General features: G+C 73.1%; 10 protein-coding genes and 1 riboswitch. Of the genes, 8 read left to right on the top strand and 2 right to left on the bottom strand.

Annotation, left to right across the window (positions count from 1 at the left end):
• Window positions 1-50: 50 nt before the first annotated feature.
• From HNR19_RS16535 to HNR19_RS23250, 5 genes are all read left to right on the top strand, one after another.
• Window positions 51-1,337, top strand: coding sequence for a cell division protein PerM (locus tag HNR19_RS16535; RefSeq protein ID WP_179668931.1), 1,287 nt, complete (start codon window positions 51-53; stop codon window positions 1,335-1,337).
• A gap of 159 nt (window positions 1,338-1,496) precedes the next feature.
• On the top strand, window positions 1,497-2,114 hold the full coding sequence (gene purN, locus HNR19_RS16530) for a phosphoribosylglycinamide formyltransferase (RefSeq protein WP_179668930.1): 618 nt from the start codon (window positions 1,497-1,499) through the stop codon (window positions 2,112-2,114).
• Window positions 2,115-2,127: 13 nt separating this feature from the next.
• A riboswitch (ZMP/ZTP riboswitch) is annotated at window positions 2,128-2,203 on the top strand.
• A 37-nt stretch (window positions 2,204-2,240) separates the two neighbouring features.
• Window positions 2,241-3,821, top strand: coding sequence for a bifunctional phosphoribosylaminoimidazolecarboxamide formyltransferase/IMP cyclohydrolase (gene purH, locus HNR19_RS16525; RefSeq protein WP_343047240.1), 1,581 nt, complete (start codon window positions 2,241-2,243; stop codon window positions 3,819-3,821).
• A gap of 16 nt (window positions 3,822-3,837) precedes the next feature.
• A complete protein-coding gene (locus HNR19_RS16520; protein ID WP_179668928.1) occupies window positions 3,838-4,698 on the top strand; it encodes a bifunctional methylenetetrahydrofolate dehydrogenase/methenyltetrahydrofolate cyclohydrolase in 861 nt (286 codons plus the stop codon).
• A 5-nt stretch (window positions 4,699-4,703) separates the two neighbouring features.
• Window positions 4,704-5,054: a DUF3017 domain-containing protein gene (locus HNR19_RS23250; protein WP_343047239.1), complete on the top strand. Its 351-nt coding sequence runs from the start codon at window positions 4,704-4,706 to the stop codon at window positions 5,052-5,054.
• A gap of 131 nt (window positions 5,055-5,185) precedes the next feature.
• Here HNR19_RS23250 and HNR19_RS16510 read toward each other — a convergent pair whose 3' ends face one another.
• Window positions 5,186-6,172, bottom strand: coding sequence for a malate dehydrogenase (locus HNR19_RS16510; RefSeq protein ID WP_179668927.1), 987 nt, complete (start codon window positions 6,170-6,172; stop codon window positions 5,186-5,188).
• 103 nt (window positions 6,173-6,275) lie between these two features.
• On the opposite strand from HNR19_RS16510, the gene HNR19_RS16505 reads away from it, so the two are divergent.
• Window positions 6,276-6,911 (top strand): hypothetical protein, encoded by a 636-nt coding sequence (locus HNR19_RS16505; RefSeq protein ID WP_179668926.1) that lies wholly within the window; start codon window positions 6,276-6,278, stop codon window positions 6,909-6,911.
• A gap of 15 nt (window positions 6,912-6,926) precedes the next feature.
• On the opposite strand, the gene HNR19_RS16500 is transcribed toward HNR19_RS16505, so the two are convergent.
• Window positions 6,927-7,952 carry an MIP/aquaporin family protein gene (locus HNR19_RS16500; RefSeq protein WP_179668925.1) on the bottom strand — a complete coding sequence of 342 codons (1,026 nt, stop codon included), beginning with the start codon at window positions 7,950-7,952 and terminating at the stop codon, window positions 6,927-6,929.
• Between the two features lie 175 nt (window positions 7,953-8,127).
• Between HNR19_RS16500 and HNR19_RS16495 the strand changes: the two genes are divergently transcribed.
• Together HNR19_RS16495 and HNR19_RS16490 are read left to right on the top strand one after the other, a co-directional pair.
• The gene (locus tag HNR19_RS16495; RefSeq protein ID WP_218910287.1) at window positions 8,128-10,335 is read left to right on the top strand and encodes an NADP-dependent isocitrate dehydrogenase; all 2,208 of its coding nucleotides are present in this window, start codon (window positions 8,128-8,130) and stop codon (window positions 10,333-10,335) included.
• Window positions 10,336-10,401: 66 nt separating this feature from the next.
• Window positions 10,402-13,950, top strand: coding sequence for an ATP-binding cassette domain-containing protein (locus HNR19_RS16490; protein WP_179668924.1), 3,549 nt, complete (start codon window positions 10,402-10,404; stop codon window positions 13,948-13,950).
• The last annotated feature ends 7 nt before the right edge of the window (window positions 13,951-13,957 follow it).

The raw sequence follows: 13,957 nt of genomic DNA, 5'->3' as shown, positions 1-13,957 counted from the left end.
ATGCGGCGTGCCTCATCAGAACGTTCGCCTCCGCGGGCGATGCTGGGGCCATGACCTCCCTGCAGTCCTCGCCGGCCCGCGCCAGCGCCCGGGAGCGCAGTGCCGCCGAGGTCAGCCGGGAGCTGAGCACGCGGCGCCCGATCGTCCCGACCTCCGTGATCGGCGGCGCGGTCGCTGCGGGCGGCCCGCTCCTGGTGGCGCTCGCCGTCGCGGTCGTCGGCTGGTTCCTGACCGACGCCGGCGGCGCGGGCAGCCCGAGCGGCTCGCTGCGCGTCGGCTCCCTGTTCTGGCTGAGCGCGCACGGATCGGGGGTGACGGTCGAGGGCGTGCGGCTCACCGCCGTACCCCTGGGCCTGACGCTGATCTGCGCCTGGTCGATCTGGCGGCTCGGTCACCGGGTCGGCGAGTCGGTGTCCGGGCACGGCCCCGACGCCGACCGGATCGCCGACGGAGAGCGCGACTGGACCGTCCCGCTGACGATCGCTCTGTTCACGACCGGCTACGTCGTCGTCGCCGTCGTGGTCGCCGCGCTGACCGCGACGCAGTCCACCCAGCCCGCGACGCCGCGCGTGGTCCTCTGGTCGCTCCTGCTCACTGTCGGCGTCGGCGGGCTCGCCATCGCGCGCGGCAGCGGTCGAGCGGCGGTGTGGCTGCCCACGCTCTCGCCCGCTCTGCGCTCGGGCGCCTCGCTGACCCGATCGATCCTGCTCGCGTGGTGGGCGCTGTCGGCGGTCGCGCTGCTGGTGGCGTTCGTCCTCGACTTCTCGACCGCGGCCAACATCGTCGAGCAGCTGCACGCCGACGCCGGCGACACCGCGCTGCTGACCCTGCTGACGCTGCTGGTGGTGCCCAACGCCCTGCTGTTCTCCGGCGCCTACCTGCTCGGCCCCGGATTCTCGGTCGGCACCGGCACGGTCGTCTCGCCCGCCGAGGTGGTGCTCGGGCCTCTGCCGATGTTCCCCCTGCTCGCGGCGCTCCCCGACAACGGGCCGACACCTGGCTGGACCATGGCCCTCCTCGCCACGCCGGTCGTGCTTGCGGCCGTCGTCTCCGCGTGGACCCAGCGGTCGCAGCGGCTGCCCTGGGACCAGGCCGCCATCCGCGGCTGCGGCGGCGGCCTCGCCGCGGGCGTGGTGCTGGGCGCGCTGACCCTCGTCGCCGGGGGCGCCGTCGGTCCCGGCCGCCTCCGCGAGGTCGGCCCCGACACGATCGACGTCCTCCTCCACGCCGTCACCGGCTTCGGCATCGGCGGGCTGCTCGGCGCGCTGGCGATGGTGGGCTGGCAGCGCCGTACGCTCCTGGTCGCCCGGCTGCGCGCCCGCCTCGGCCGCGCCTGAGTGACGTCGGCCACTTCGCCGAAAGCGCAGGTCGCGGAGCGCGGAGAGACGTAGGGTGTGGGTGGCCGGGCCCCACAGACCGACCACCCACACGGCCATGACGTCTACGTCTGACCTTCGGGGGGAGTACCCACCCGTGTCGTCACTAGACTCCCCGCCGTGCCTGCCACTCCCGCGCGTCTCGTCGTCCTCGTCTCCGGCAGCGGGACCAACCTCCAGGCGCTGCTCGACGCGTGTGCCGATCCGTCGTACGGCGCGCAGGTGGTGGCCGTCGGGGCGGATCGAGACGGCATCGAGGGGCTGGCGCGCGCGGAGCGCGCCGGCGTACCCACGTTCACCGCACGGGTGAAGGACTTCCCGTCGCGCGACGCCTGGGACCGGGCGCTCGCCGACGAGGTCGCCGCCTTCGCGCCCGACCTCGTCGTGCTGGCCGGGTTCATGAAGCTGGTCGGGCCCGCGTTCCTCGACGCGTACGGCGGCCGCACGCTCAACACCCACCCGGCGCTGTCCCCGTCGTTCCCGGGCATGCAGGGGCCGGCGGACGCCCTGGCCTACGGCGTCAAGGTGACCGGAGCGACGCTGTTCGTCGTCGACGCCGGCGTCGACACGGGCGCAATCGTGGCGCAGACCACGGTGCCGGTCGAGGACGACGACACCGTCGAGTCGCTGCACGAGCGGATCAAGGTCGCCGAGCGCGCCATGCTGGTCGACAGCGTCGGCCGGATCGCCCGCGAGGGCCTGCGCGTGGACGGCCGCCGGGTTCGCTTCGGGGCGTGACCCGTCGCTAGAGTGCGCAGCACACGACTGGCGCAGGTGGGGGACCACCGGGGAGTGAAGAGCCGGCATCGACCGCCTGGGTGCCTCTCATCGTGAAGCACCGACCCGATGAGGAGAACCACTGACGTGAGCGACGCCCGGATCCCGATCAAGCGAGCACTCGTCTCCGTCTTCGACAAGACCGGTCTCGACGACCTGGTCCGCGGGCTGGCCGACGCCGGCGTGGAGCTGGTGTCGACCGGCGGCTCGGCCGCCCTCATCGAGTCGCTCGGTCTGCCGGTCACCAAGGTCGAGGACCTCACCGGGTTCCCCGAGTGCCTCGACGGCCGCGTGAAGACCCTGCACCCGAAGGTGCACGCCGGCATCCTCGCCGACCGCCGCCTGCCCGAGCACGTCCAGCAGCTCGAGGAGCTCGGCGTCGCGCCGTTCGACCTGGTCGTGGTGAACCTCTATCCGTTCACCGAGACCGTGATGTCGGGCGCCACCCCGCAGGAGTGCATCGAGAAGATCGACATCGGCGGCCCGTCGATGGTGCGCGCCGCGGCGAAGAACCACGCCTCGGTCGCGATCGTGACCGACGGCGCCGACTACGTCCGGGCGCTGGAGGCCGCGCGCGCCGGCGGCTTCACCCTCGCCGAGCGGGAGGCGCTCGCCGCCAAGGCGTTCGTCCACACCGCGACCTACGACGTGCACGTCGCCTCGTGGATGGGCAACGTCGTGACCGACACCTCCGAGGGCACCGGCTTCCCGGCCTGGGCCGGCGCGACCTGGGACAAGGCGGCCGTCCTGCGCTACGGCGAGAACCCGCACCAGCCCGCCGCGCTCTACCGCCACGGCTTCGGCCCCGGCGGCCTCGCGGCCGCCGAGCAGCTGCACGGCAAGGAGATGTCCTACAACAACTACGTCGACACCGACGCGGCCCGGCGGGCGGCGTACGACCTCGACGAGCCGGCCGTGGCGATCATCAAGCACGCCAACCCCTGCGGCATCGCCGTGGGCGGCGACGTGGCCGAGGCCCACCGGCGCGCGCACGAGTGCGACCCGGTCTCCGCGTTCGGCGGCGTGATCGCGGCCAACCGCCCGGTCTCGGTCGCGATGGCCGAGCAGGTCGCCGAGATCTTCACCGAGGTCATCGTCGCCCCTGGCTACGACGACGGTGCTGTCGAGGTGCTGCAGCGGAAGAAGAACATCCGCATCCTCGTCGCCGAGGACCTCGCGCCCGGGGGCGTCGAGACCCGCCCGATCAGCGGCGGCCTGCTGATGCAGCACGCCGACCGCTTCCAGGCCGACGGCGACGACCCGGCCGCCTGGACGCTGGCGACCGGCGACGCCGCGGACGAGCAGACCCTCGCCGACCTGGCGTTCGCGTGGCGCGCCGTCCGGGCCGCCAAGTCCAACGCGATCCTGCTCGCGAGCGGCGGTGCGTCGGTCGGCATCGGCATGGGCCAGGTCAACCGTGTGGACTCGTGCCGGCTCGCCGTCGAGCGCGCCAACTCCCTCGTCGAGGGGGCGGAGCGCGCGCGAGGCGCCGTCGCCGCGTCCGACGCCTTCTTCCCGTTCGCCGACGGCCCCCAGATCCTGCTCGACGCCGGCGTGAAGGCGATCGTGCAGCCGGGCGGCTCGGTGCGCGACGAGGAGACGATCGAGGCCTGCAAGGCTGCGGGCGTCACCATGTACTTCACCGGCACCCGGCACTTCGCGCACTGAGAGGGACGAACACACCGTGACCGCACAGAAGCTCGACGGGTCCGCCACCGCGGCGGCGATCAAGGACGAGCTGCGCGAGCGCGTGGCCATGCTGAAGGAGCAGGGCATCACGCCCGGCCTCGGCACCGTCCTGGTCGGCGACGACCCGGGCTCGCGCTGGTACGTCAACGGCAAGCACAAGGACTGCGCCGAGGTCGGCATCGCGTCGATCCGCGTCGACCTGCCCGAGACCGCGAGCCAGGAGGAGATCGAGCAGGCGGTGCTCGACCTCAACGCCGACCCCGCCTGCACCGGCTACATCGTCCAGCTCCCGCTCCCGCGCGGCCGTGACGAGCTGCGCGTGCTCGGCATGATCGACCCCGCCAAGGACGCCGACGGCCTCCACCCGACCAACCTGGGCTGGCTGGTCCTGGGGCACGAGGCGCCGCTGCCCTGCACGCCGTACGGCATCGTCGAGCTGCTGCGCCGCCACGACGTCCCGATCGCGGGCGCCAAGGTGGTCGTCGTCGGCCGCGGCATCACCGTCGGCCGCCCGCTCGGCCTGCTCCTGACCCGCCGCTCCGAGAACGCCACGGTGACGCTCTGCCACACCGGCACCGTCGACCTCGCCGCGCACGTGCGCGAGGCCGACATCGTCGTCGCCGCGGCCGGCGTCCCCGGCATCGTCACCGGCGAGATGGTCAAGCCCGGCGCCGCCGTGCTCGACGTCGGCGTCTCGCGGGTCGAGGGCAAGCTCGCGGGCGACGTCGCCCCCGACGTGTGGGAGACCGCGGGCTGGGTGTCGCCCAACCCGGGCGGCGTCGGCCCGATGACCCGCGCCATGCTGCTCGCCAACGTCGTGTCGATGGCCGAGAAGGCCGCCGGACGAGCACACTGAGGGACGTGACCCTCATCGAGGACCAGAACGAGGAGCACGACGCCGGCGTCGCTCCGGAGGCCGACGCGGAGGAGCCGCGCCGCTACCCGTCGACGATCGGCGGCGCGCTCTACCTCTGCGTGCTCCTGGCGATGGGTGCGGGCCTGGTGCTCGTCGCCTTCGCCGACTGGCGGGTCGGCATCCGGGTCATCGCCGGCGCCCTCGCCGCCGCCGCGGTCTTCCGGCTGGTGCTGCCCCAGAAGGACGCCGGCATGCTCGCCGTACGGCGCCGCTGGGTCGACGTCGTGGTCGTGGGCAGCGTCAGCGCCGTCCTGTTCTTCCTCGCCTCGAGCATCCCCGACCAGCCCGGCCTCTAGCGCCGAGTCGGCTCATCTTCACGCCTGAAATAGCGCGAGTCGGCCCATCTTCACCAGGATGCCGAGTCGGCGCGTGATCACGCGCCGACTCGGCCCTTCTCAAGCGTGAAGACGAGCCGACTCGGCGTCGGTCAGATGAGGCCCAGCTCCGTGACGGCGTTCTTCTCGTCGGCGAGCTCGGCGACCGAGGCGTCGATCTTCGCGCGGGAGAAGTCGTCGATGTCGAGGCCCTGGACGATGCTCCAGTCGCCGTTCGCGGTGGTGACCGGGAACGAGGAGACCAGGCCCTCCGGCACGCCGTAGGAGCCGTCGGAGACGACGGCCATCGAGACCCAGTCGCCCTCGGGGGTGCCGTGCAGCCAGTCGCGAGCGGCGTCGCACGTGGCGGAGGCGGCCGACGCGGCGGACGAGGCGCCGCGCGCGTCGATGATCGCCGCGCCGCGCTTGGCGACGGTCGGGATGAAGGTGTTCTCGAGCCAGTCCTGGTCGCCGACGACCTCGGCGGCGTTGCGGCCGCCGATCTCGGCGTGGAAGAGGTCGGGGTACTGCGTCGCCGAGTGGTTGCCCCAGATCGTCATCTTCTTGATGTCGGTGACCTTGGCGCCGGTCTTGGCGGCGAGCTGCGAGATCGCGCGGTTGTGGTCGAGGCGGGTGAGCGCCGAGAACCGCTCCTTGGGGATGTCGGGCGCGTTGCTGGCCGCGATCAGCGCGTTGGTGTTGGCCGGGTTGCCGGTCACGCCCACCCGGACGTCGTCGGCGGCGACGGCGTTGAGCGCCTTGCCCTGCGCGGTGAAGATCGCGCCGTTGGCGGACAGCAGGTCGCCGCGCTCCATGCCCGGGCCGCGGGGGCGGGCGCCGACGAGCAGCGCGAGGTTGACGCCGTCGAAGATCTTCTCCGGGTCGGCGCCGATCTCGATGCCGGCGAGGTTCGGGAAGGCGCAGTCGTCGAGCTCCATGACGACACCCTCGAGGGCCTTGAGGGCCGGCTCGATCTCGAGCAGGCGCAGCTCGACGGGGCGGTCGCCGGCGATCGCTCCGCTGGCGATGCGGAACAGCAGGCTGTAGCCGATCTGACCGGCGGCGCCGGTCACGGCCACCTTCAGGGGCGTGTCGCTCACGAGAACTCCTTCATTGGATCAGACGAGGCGGGGAGTGCTCTGGACGCTAGCAGCGGGACGACCCGTGGTCGCACGCGGGCACCGCTGCTGGAACGATGCCTCCGTGCGCCGCTCGACGATCGCTGTCCTCTGCCTGGCCGTCAGCACGCTGGCCGCCTGCGGCTCGGCCTCGGCGCCGTACGACCCCACCGGCGTGGACGAGCTCACGATCCCGACCCCGTCGCCCGACCCGGACGACTTCGCCGCGGAGGTCACCAACCGGTGGCTGCCGCTTGCGCGGGTCGAGGCCTGGGAGTACGACGACCGCGCGCGGATGTCCGTGCTCGGCACGGCGACGCAGGACGGGTTCGCGCTCGTCGAGCTCGCGACCACCGAGCCCGGCGAGCCGGCAGACGGGGCCGTCGACCTCTACGCCCAGGACGACGACGGCAACGTGTGGTGGATGGGGCGCGACGACGCGCTGTTCGCCGAGCCCGGCCTGGCGATGCCCGCCGAACCGCGCCTCGGCGACGGCTTCGTGATGGCCGACGCCCCCGGCCTCGAGGTCCGCGCGGAGGTCGTCGGCGTCGACGAGACGGTGTCCGTCCCGGCGGGGGAGTACGACGAGGTGGTCGTGCTGGAGGTGCACGACGACGAGGGGGAGCGTCGCGAGTACTTCGCCGCGGGCGTGGGCTTGGTGGCGGTCGAGACCGGAAATGACACGAGGGGGCTCCTCCGCGTGGAGGAACCCCCTTCGTGAGGGAGGAGGCCGCTGCTACTGCGGCGGCCGGACCTGCGTCTGGTCACCGCCGGCCGGCGGCGCCCAGCCGCCCTGCTGGCCGGGCTGCTGCGGAGCGGGCTGCTGCTGCTGCGCCGGGATCCACTGCTGGGCGGCGGGGTCCCACTGCCAGCCGTCCTGGATGATCGGCTGCTCCTGCTGCGCGGGCTGCTGGCCGGCCTGCTGCGGGTAGTCCTGCTGGTTCCACTGCTGCTCGAACGCGTTGGGCGCGCCGAGGCCCGGCACACCCGCGGCGACGCGGGCGCCGCCACCGAGGCCCGAGCCCGGCACCGGGTCGGCCCCGCGGCCGAACAGCAGCGGGTAGGCGAAGCCCATCACCGCAGCGCCGACCAGCGGCGCGACGATGAAGACCCACTGCTGCAGGATCTGGTCGCCGTCGAACGTGAAGATGCCGGGGCCGATCGAGCGCGCCGGGTTGACCGACGTGCCGGTGGCGGGGATGCCGACGAAGTGGATCGCGGCCAGCGCGAGGCCGATCGCCAGCGGCGCGAACGCCACCGTGTCGTTGCGCTCGTCGGTGACCGCGAGGATCACGAGCACGAAGATCGCGGTGAGCACGATCTCGAGCAGCAGGGCGGCCCACCACTCGTAGCCGCTGCCCTGGTCGCCGAACAGGTTCGCGCCGATGCCGTCGCGGGAGGAGTCGTAGCCGTCGAAGCCGTGGAGCAGCACCCACAGCACCAGCGCGCCGACGAGGCCGCCCACGACCTGCGCGGCGGCGTACAGGGCCGCGTTGGTCCACGAGATGCGTCCGGCGAGCGCGGCGCCCACGGAGACGGCCGGGTTGAAGTGACCGCCCGAGATGCGGCCGAAGGCGTAGGCCATCATCACGATCGCGATGCCGAACGCGAGTCCGGTCGCGGCGATGTCGACGCCGGTCATCACGGCGGCGCCGCAGCCGATGACCACGAGCACCATGGTGCCGATCGCCTCGGCGGCGAGCTTCTGGACGAGGGTGGGTGGGGTCACTGCCGGTGTGACGGCAGCTGTCGCGTCAGTCATGACTAGCTCTCTTCCTCGGAACGGGCTCCCGAAAACCAGCCGGGTTCAACCGAACTGTAGCGATCCGGAGGCGTTTGCCGCGTCTCCCTCGCGGTGCGAGGCTGGGCCGGTCGGGACCCCGTGAGATATCTTGACGTCAAGCAACTTCGTCCAACCTCAGGAGCGACGCCGCACCATGGCCAACGAACTGACCGCCGGGTCGATCATCTACACCCACACCGACGAGGCGCCGCTGCTGGCGACGTTCTCGTTCCTCCCGATCATCGAGGCGTACGCCGCGAAGGCCGGCGTCTCGGTCGAGACCCGCGACATCTCGGTGGCCGCGCGCATCCTCGCGCAGTTCGGCCTGGCCGACGACGCGCTCGCCGAGCTGGGCGAGCTCGCGACGAAGCCCGAGGCCAACATCATCAAGCTGCCCAACATCTCCGCCTCGATCCCGCAGCTGAAGGCGGCGATCAAGGAGCTGCAGGCCAAGGGCTTCGACATCCCCGACTACCCGGAGAGCCCCGACAACGACGCCGAGCGCGAGGCCCGCGCGAAGTACGACAAGGTCAAGGGATCCGCGGTCAACCCGGTCCTGCGCGAGGGCAACTCCGACCGCCGCGCTCCCGCCGCGGTGAAGAACTACGCGAAGTCGCACCCCCACCGCATGGGCGAGTGGACCTCCGACTCCAAGACCAACGTGGCGACCATGGGCCAGCGCGACTTCCGCTCCAACGAGAAGTCCGTCGTGATCCCCGCCGACGACACCCTCCGCATCGAGCACGTCGCCGCCGACGGCACGGTGACCGTCCTCAAGGAGTCGGTCCCGGTGCTCGCCGGCGAGGTCGTCGACGGCACGTTCATGGACGTCGAGGCGCTCGAGGAGTTCCTCGCCGGCGCCATCCAGCGCGCCAAGGACGAGGACGTGCTGTTCTCGCTCCACCTGAAGGCCACGATGATGAAGGTCTCCGACCCGATCATCTTCGGCCACGTCGTGAAGACGTTCTTCCGGCCCGTCTTCGAGCAGTACGGCGCCAACCTCGCCAAGGCCGAGCTGTCGCCCAACGACGGCCTCGGCGGCATCCTCTCCGGCCTCGACAAGCTCGACAACGGCGCCGAGATCAAGGCGGCGATCGAGAAGGCGCTCGCCGACGGCCCGCGGATGGCGATGGTCGACTCCGACAAGGGCATCACCAACCTGCACGTGCCCTCCGACGTCATCGTCGACGCGTCGATGCCGGCGATGATCCGCATCGGCGGCCACATGTGGGGCCCCGACGGCCAGGAGGACGACACGCTCGCCGTGATCCCCGACTCGTCGTACGCCGGCGTCTACCAGACCGTGATCGACGACTGCCGCGCCAACGGCGCGTTCGACCCGGCCACCATGGGCTCGGTGCCCAACGTCGGCCTGATGGCGAAGGCGGCCGAGGAGTACGGCTCGCACGACAAGACCTTCGAGGCCCCCGCCGACGGCACCATCCGCGTCGTCAACGGCGCGGGCGAGGCGCTGATCGAGCACCAGGTCGGGGCCGGCGACATCTGGCGCGCCTGCCAGACCAAGGACGCCTCCATCCAGGACTGGGTGAAGCTCGCGGTCACCCGCGCCCGTGCCACCGGCGTGCCGGCCGTGTTCTGGCTCGACGAGACCCGCGCCCACGACGCCAACCTGATCGCCAAGGTCAACGAGTACCTCGCCGACCACGACACCGAGGGCCTCACCATCGAGATCCTCGCGCCGGCCGACGCGTGCGCCTACTCGCTCGAGCGGATCCGCAAGGGCGAGGACACCATCTCGGTGACCGGCAACGTCCTGCGCGACTACAACACCGACCTGTTCCCGATCCTCGAGCTCGGTACGTCGGCGAAGATGCTCTCGATCGTCCCGCTCATGAACGGCGGCGGCCTGTTCGAGACCGGCGCGGGCGGCTCGGCCCCGAAGCACGTGCAGCAGCTCGTGCAGGAGAACTACCTGCGCTGGGACAGCCTCGGCGAGTTCTTCGCCCTGGCGGCCTCGTTCGACCACCTCGCCGACCGGTTCGACAACCCCGGCGCCCGGGTGCTCGGCGCGACGCTCGACAAGGCCACCGAGACGTTCCTCAACGAGGACCGGTCCCCGGGCCGCAAGCTCGGCACCACCGACAACCGCGGCTCGCACTTCTACCTCGCCCTCTACTGGGCCGAGGAGCTCGCGGCGCAGACCGACAACGCCGAGCTCGCGGCCGTGTTCGCGCCGCTCGCGAAGACGCTGCGCGAGAACGAGGCGAAGATCGCCGAGGAGCTGATCGCGGTCCAGGGCAGCCCGGCCGACATCGGCGGCTACTTCGCGCCGGACAAGGAGAAGACCGCCGCGGTGATGCGCCCGAGCGCGACGTTCAACGAGGCGCTCGCCGCCCTCTGACGGGCGCGGGGGAGACCAGAAAATCGGAGGTGGCGGGTCGGTGCTTCGACGTACTGTCGAGCAGCCATGACCGGAGCACTGACCGCCACCACCGAACCCGCCCCGAACCCGCCCCGGGGCGGTGACGGCGGCCCCCACGGCGGCGGTGACCACGCGCCGGTCGACCCCTCCCGGCGCATCGACTGGCGGCGGCTGCGCTCGCCCCTGGTAGCGGTCGCGCTCGCCTGCTCGGCGATCGCCGCGCTCGGCACCACCGCCGGCACCGTCATCGCCGGCCGGCTCGCGCAGGACCCCGGCACGTCGCTGGTGTGGCTGCTGGCCCTCTGCGTCGTCGGCGCCTCGATCATCGACACCACCGGCAAGGTCATCTGGGTCGGCGCGTCCGACCGGGCCGAGGGCAGGCTCCGCGACGACCTGCTCGACGCCGCGATGCGGCAGCCGCTGCCGGCGCTGACCGAGCAGGCCGTCGGCGAGATCCTCGACCGCGTCGACGACGACACCCACGAGGTGGGCAACCTGCTGCGCTGGCAGCTCTGGATGCTCTTCCGCACCGTGTTCAGCACGGTGCCGATGTGGATCGTCGCGGGCGCCACCTGGTGGCCCGCCTGGCTGCTCTTCCCGCTGCTCGCCGGCGTCACCTGGGTGGTCGTGCGGCCGCTGCTCGGCCGGATCGCGCAGCTGAAGGTCGTCGAGGAGATGGCCTGGACCGACCACGCGGCCGCCCTCGAGGAGGGGATCGCCGGACGCGACGACCTGCGCACGAGCCTGGGCCAGGCCCACGTCGTGCAGCGGATCGCCCTGCTGTCGGCGGCCGTGCACGAGCGGTTCCTGGCCGTCGTCACGGTCGAGGCGCGACTCGGCCGCCGGGCCGGCGTGCTCCTGCACGCCCTGCTCGCCGGCATCGGGGTCGCCGGCGTCGCGCTCGCCCTCGACGGCGACCTGACCGTTGCCGGCCTGGTGACGCTGTTCCTGGTCACCTCCACGTTCGTCGGCCAGATCGCGATGCTCGCCAACCACTTGCCCGACCTGCAGGCGGGCTTCGGTGCCGTGATCCGGCTGCGCCAGATGCTCGCGGTCGAGCCCGAGCCGGTCGGCGGGCTCGCCGTGCCGGACACCGCCGACGTCGAGGTCCGCGACCTCCACTTCGCCTACCCGGAGGGCGGATTCGCCCTTCAGGGGATCAACCTGCGCGTGCCCGCCGGCCAGACCCTCGCGCTCGTCGGTCGCTCCGGCTCGGGCAAGTCGACGCTCGCGTCGCTGCTCTCGCGTGCGGTCGAGCCGCCGCGCGGGTCGGTCTTCATCGGCGGCACCGACGTGGTCGACCTCGACCTTCAGCGCCTGCGCGCGGGCGTCGGCGTCGTCACGCAGCGCACCGAGATCCTCGCCGGCACCCTGGCCGACAACATCACGCTCTTCGGCTCCCACCCGCGCGCTGAGATCGAGGCGGCCGTGCAGGAGCTCGGACTGGGGGAGTGGGTCGCCGGCCTCCCCGAGGGACTCGACACCCTCCTCGGACCCGGCGGTACGACGCTGTCGGCCGGCGAGGAGCAGCTCGTCGCGTTCGCGCGGCTGCTCGTCCGCCACGTCAAGGTGGTCGTCCTCGACGAGGCGACGGCGCGGATGGACCCGCTGACCGAGCGGCGCGTGGTCGCCGCCGCCGACCGGCTGCTCACCGGCCGCACCGGCATCCTGGTGGCGCACCGCCTGTCGACCATCGAGCGCGCCCCGCTGGTCGCCGTGCTCGACCACGGACGGGTCGCCCAGGTCGGCCCGCGCGCAGAGCTGGCGGTCGTCGCCGGCCCCTACGCCGACCTGCTCCGCGCGAGCCGCGAGGAGTCCGCGTCGCACGCCGGACCCGCCGACGAGCCGGTCGCGGGCGCCGTGGGTGGGCAGCGCCGCTCGGGTCCCGCGCCCGACCTGCCGGAGGTCGGCACCGGGCCGTCGCTCGCCCGCGGCATCGCCCACGTGCTCTCGGTGCGCCCCGCCTGGGGCGCGCTCGGCGCGCTGTGGTTCCTGCTGGCGTCGCTGGCCGGCGCCCAGGGCGCGATCACCGGACTCCTGTGGGGGCACGTGGTCGAGGACCTCCAGCGCGGCGACGCCCCCGGGCCGCTCGTGGTCGCGCTCGTCGTGTCGCTGCTGGCCGCGCCGCTGCTGCTCGCCGACGCGTTCTTCCGCTACCCGCGGTGGTGGATCGAGGTCATGCTGCGCACCCGGATGTCGGTGCTGCACGGCCAGACCGGCCAGCGCCGGCTGCCCCGCACGCCGCCGGGCGAGGTGGTCGCCAGGTCGATGGACGCCGACCGCTACGCGCGCTACGCCGACCGCTGGGTCGACTTCGTCAACGGCATGATCATCGCGGCGGTGACGGCGATCGTCGCCGGCACCTGGGTGGCGGGAGCGGTGCTGCTCGCGGTGCTCGTCACCTCGGCGGTCGCCTCCGCCGTGGGCCGGCCCATCGCGGGCCGGTCGGCCGCCGCGGCCTCGGCCGCGCGCGCCCGGTTCGGCCGCGCGCTCGTCTCGGCCTTGGAGGCGGCCCGCACGATCAAGCTCGCGGCCGCGACGCCCGACGTGCACGCCCACCTGCGCTCCGTCGACTCGGGTCGCGTCGCCGCCGCGGTGCGCGAGCACCGGGTGCAGTCCGTGCTCGACGGCGTCCCGATGGTGATGGTGCAGTGCGGCGTGGTCACCGCGTGGGCGATCCACGTGTGGGGCGGCTGGGGCCTCGCCACGACGCTGCTCGTCGCCAACGCGGTCGCCGGGTTCGACTGGTTCGGGCGCGTCGCCGGCATGGTCGTGACCGAGGCCCCGGGCACGCGCGCCTGGCAGCAGGAGACCAGCCGGTTCGCCGGGGGCGCCGACCTCATGGACCTGCCTCCCGGCGTCGACCTGGTGACGGGCCGGGCCCCCGAGCCCGCGCCTGTCGAGCGACTGCCGCTGGAGCGCCTCGACCTGGTCGGCCTCGAGGCCGTCCACGACGACGGCACGATCGGGGTGAGCGGCGTCGATCTCGCCGTCGAGGCCGGCGAGCTGGTGCTGCTGGTCGGGCAGGTCGGGTCCGGGAAGTCGAGCCTGCTCGCGGCCCTGGCCGGGCTGATCGAGCACCGCGGCGAGATCCGGTGGAACGGCGCCCCGGTCACCGACCCGCAGACCTTCCTCCGGCCCGGGCAGGTGGCCCACGTCGCCCAGGTGCCGCGGGTCCTCTCCGGCACCTTCGCCGACAACGTGCGCCTCGGTCACCACCGGGCGTTCGAGGGCCCCGTGACCGACGCGATGCTCGCTCCCGACGTCGACGAGGCGGGTGGCAAGGAGGCGCTCGTCGGTCACCGCGGCGTGCGGCTCTCCGGCGGCCAGGTGCAGCGGCTCGCGCTCGCCCGCGCGCTCGCGACCGACGCCGAGCTGCTGCTCGCCGACGACGTGTCCAGCGCCCTCGACGCCACCACCGAGATCGAGCTCTGGACGGCGCTCCGCGCCCGCGGCCAGACGGTCATCGGCGCCACGTCCAAGCGGGCCGCGCTCGCCCGCGCAGACCGCGTCGTCGTGCTCGTCGACGGGGCCGTCGCCGCGGTGGGCCGGTGGACCGAGCTGGCGCCCGACTGGGGACACCTCGCGGGGTGAGCGGTCA

Source organism: Nocardioides thalensis (assembly GCF_013410655.1).
In the GTDB taxonomy this organism is placed as follows: domain Bacteria; phylum Actinomycetota; class Actinomycetes; order Propionibacteriales; family Nocardioidaceae; genus Nocardioides; species Nocardioides thalensis.
Note: the sequence above shows the minus strand (reverse complement) of the source record. Positions and strands in the feature narration are given on the sequence as shown.

Coding starts and splice junctions, on each gene's coding strand:
- HNR19_RS16490 (WP_179668924.1), top strand. CDS start 10,402: ATGACCGGAGCACTGACCGCCACCACCGAACCCGCCCCGAACCCGCCC.
- HNR19_RS16500 (WP_179668925.1), bottom strand. CDS start 7,952: ATGACTGACGCGACAGCTGCCGTCACACCGGCAGTGACCCCACCCACC.
- HNR19_RS16535 (WP_179668931.1), top strand. CDS start 51: ATGACCTCCCTGCAGTCCTCGCCGGCCCGCGCCAGCGCCCGGGAGCGC.
- HNR19_RS16495 (WP_218910287.1), top strand. CDS start 8,128: ATGGCCAACGAACTGACCGCCGGGTCGATCATCTACACCCACACCGAC.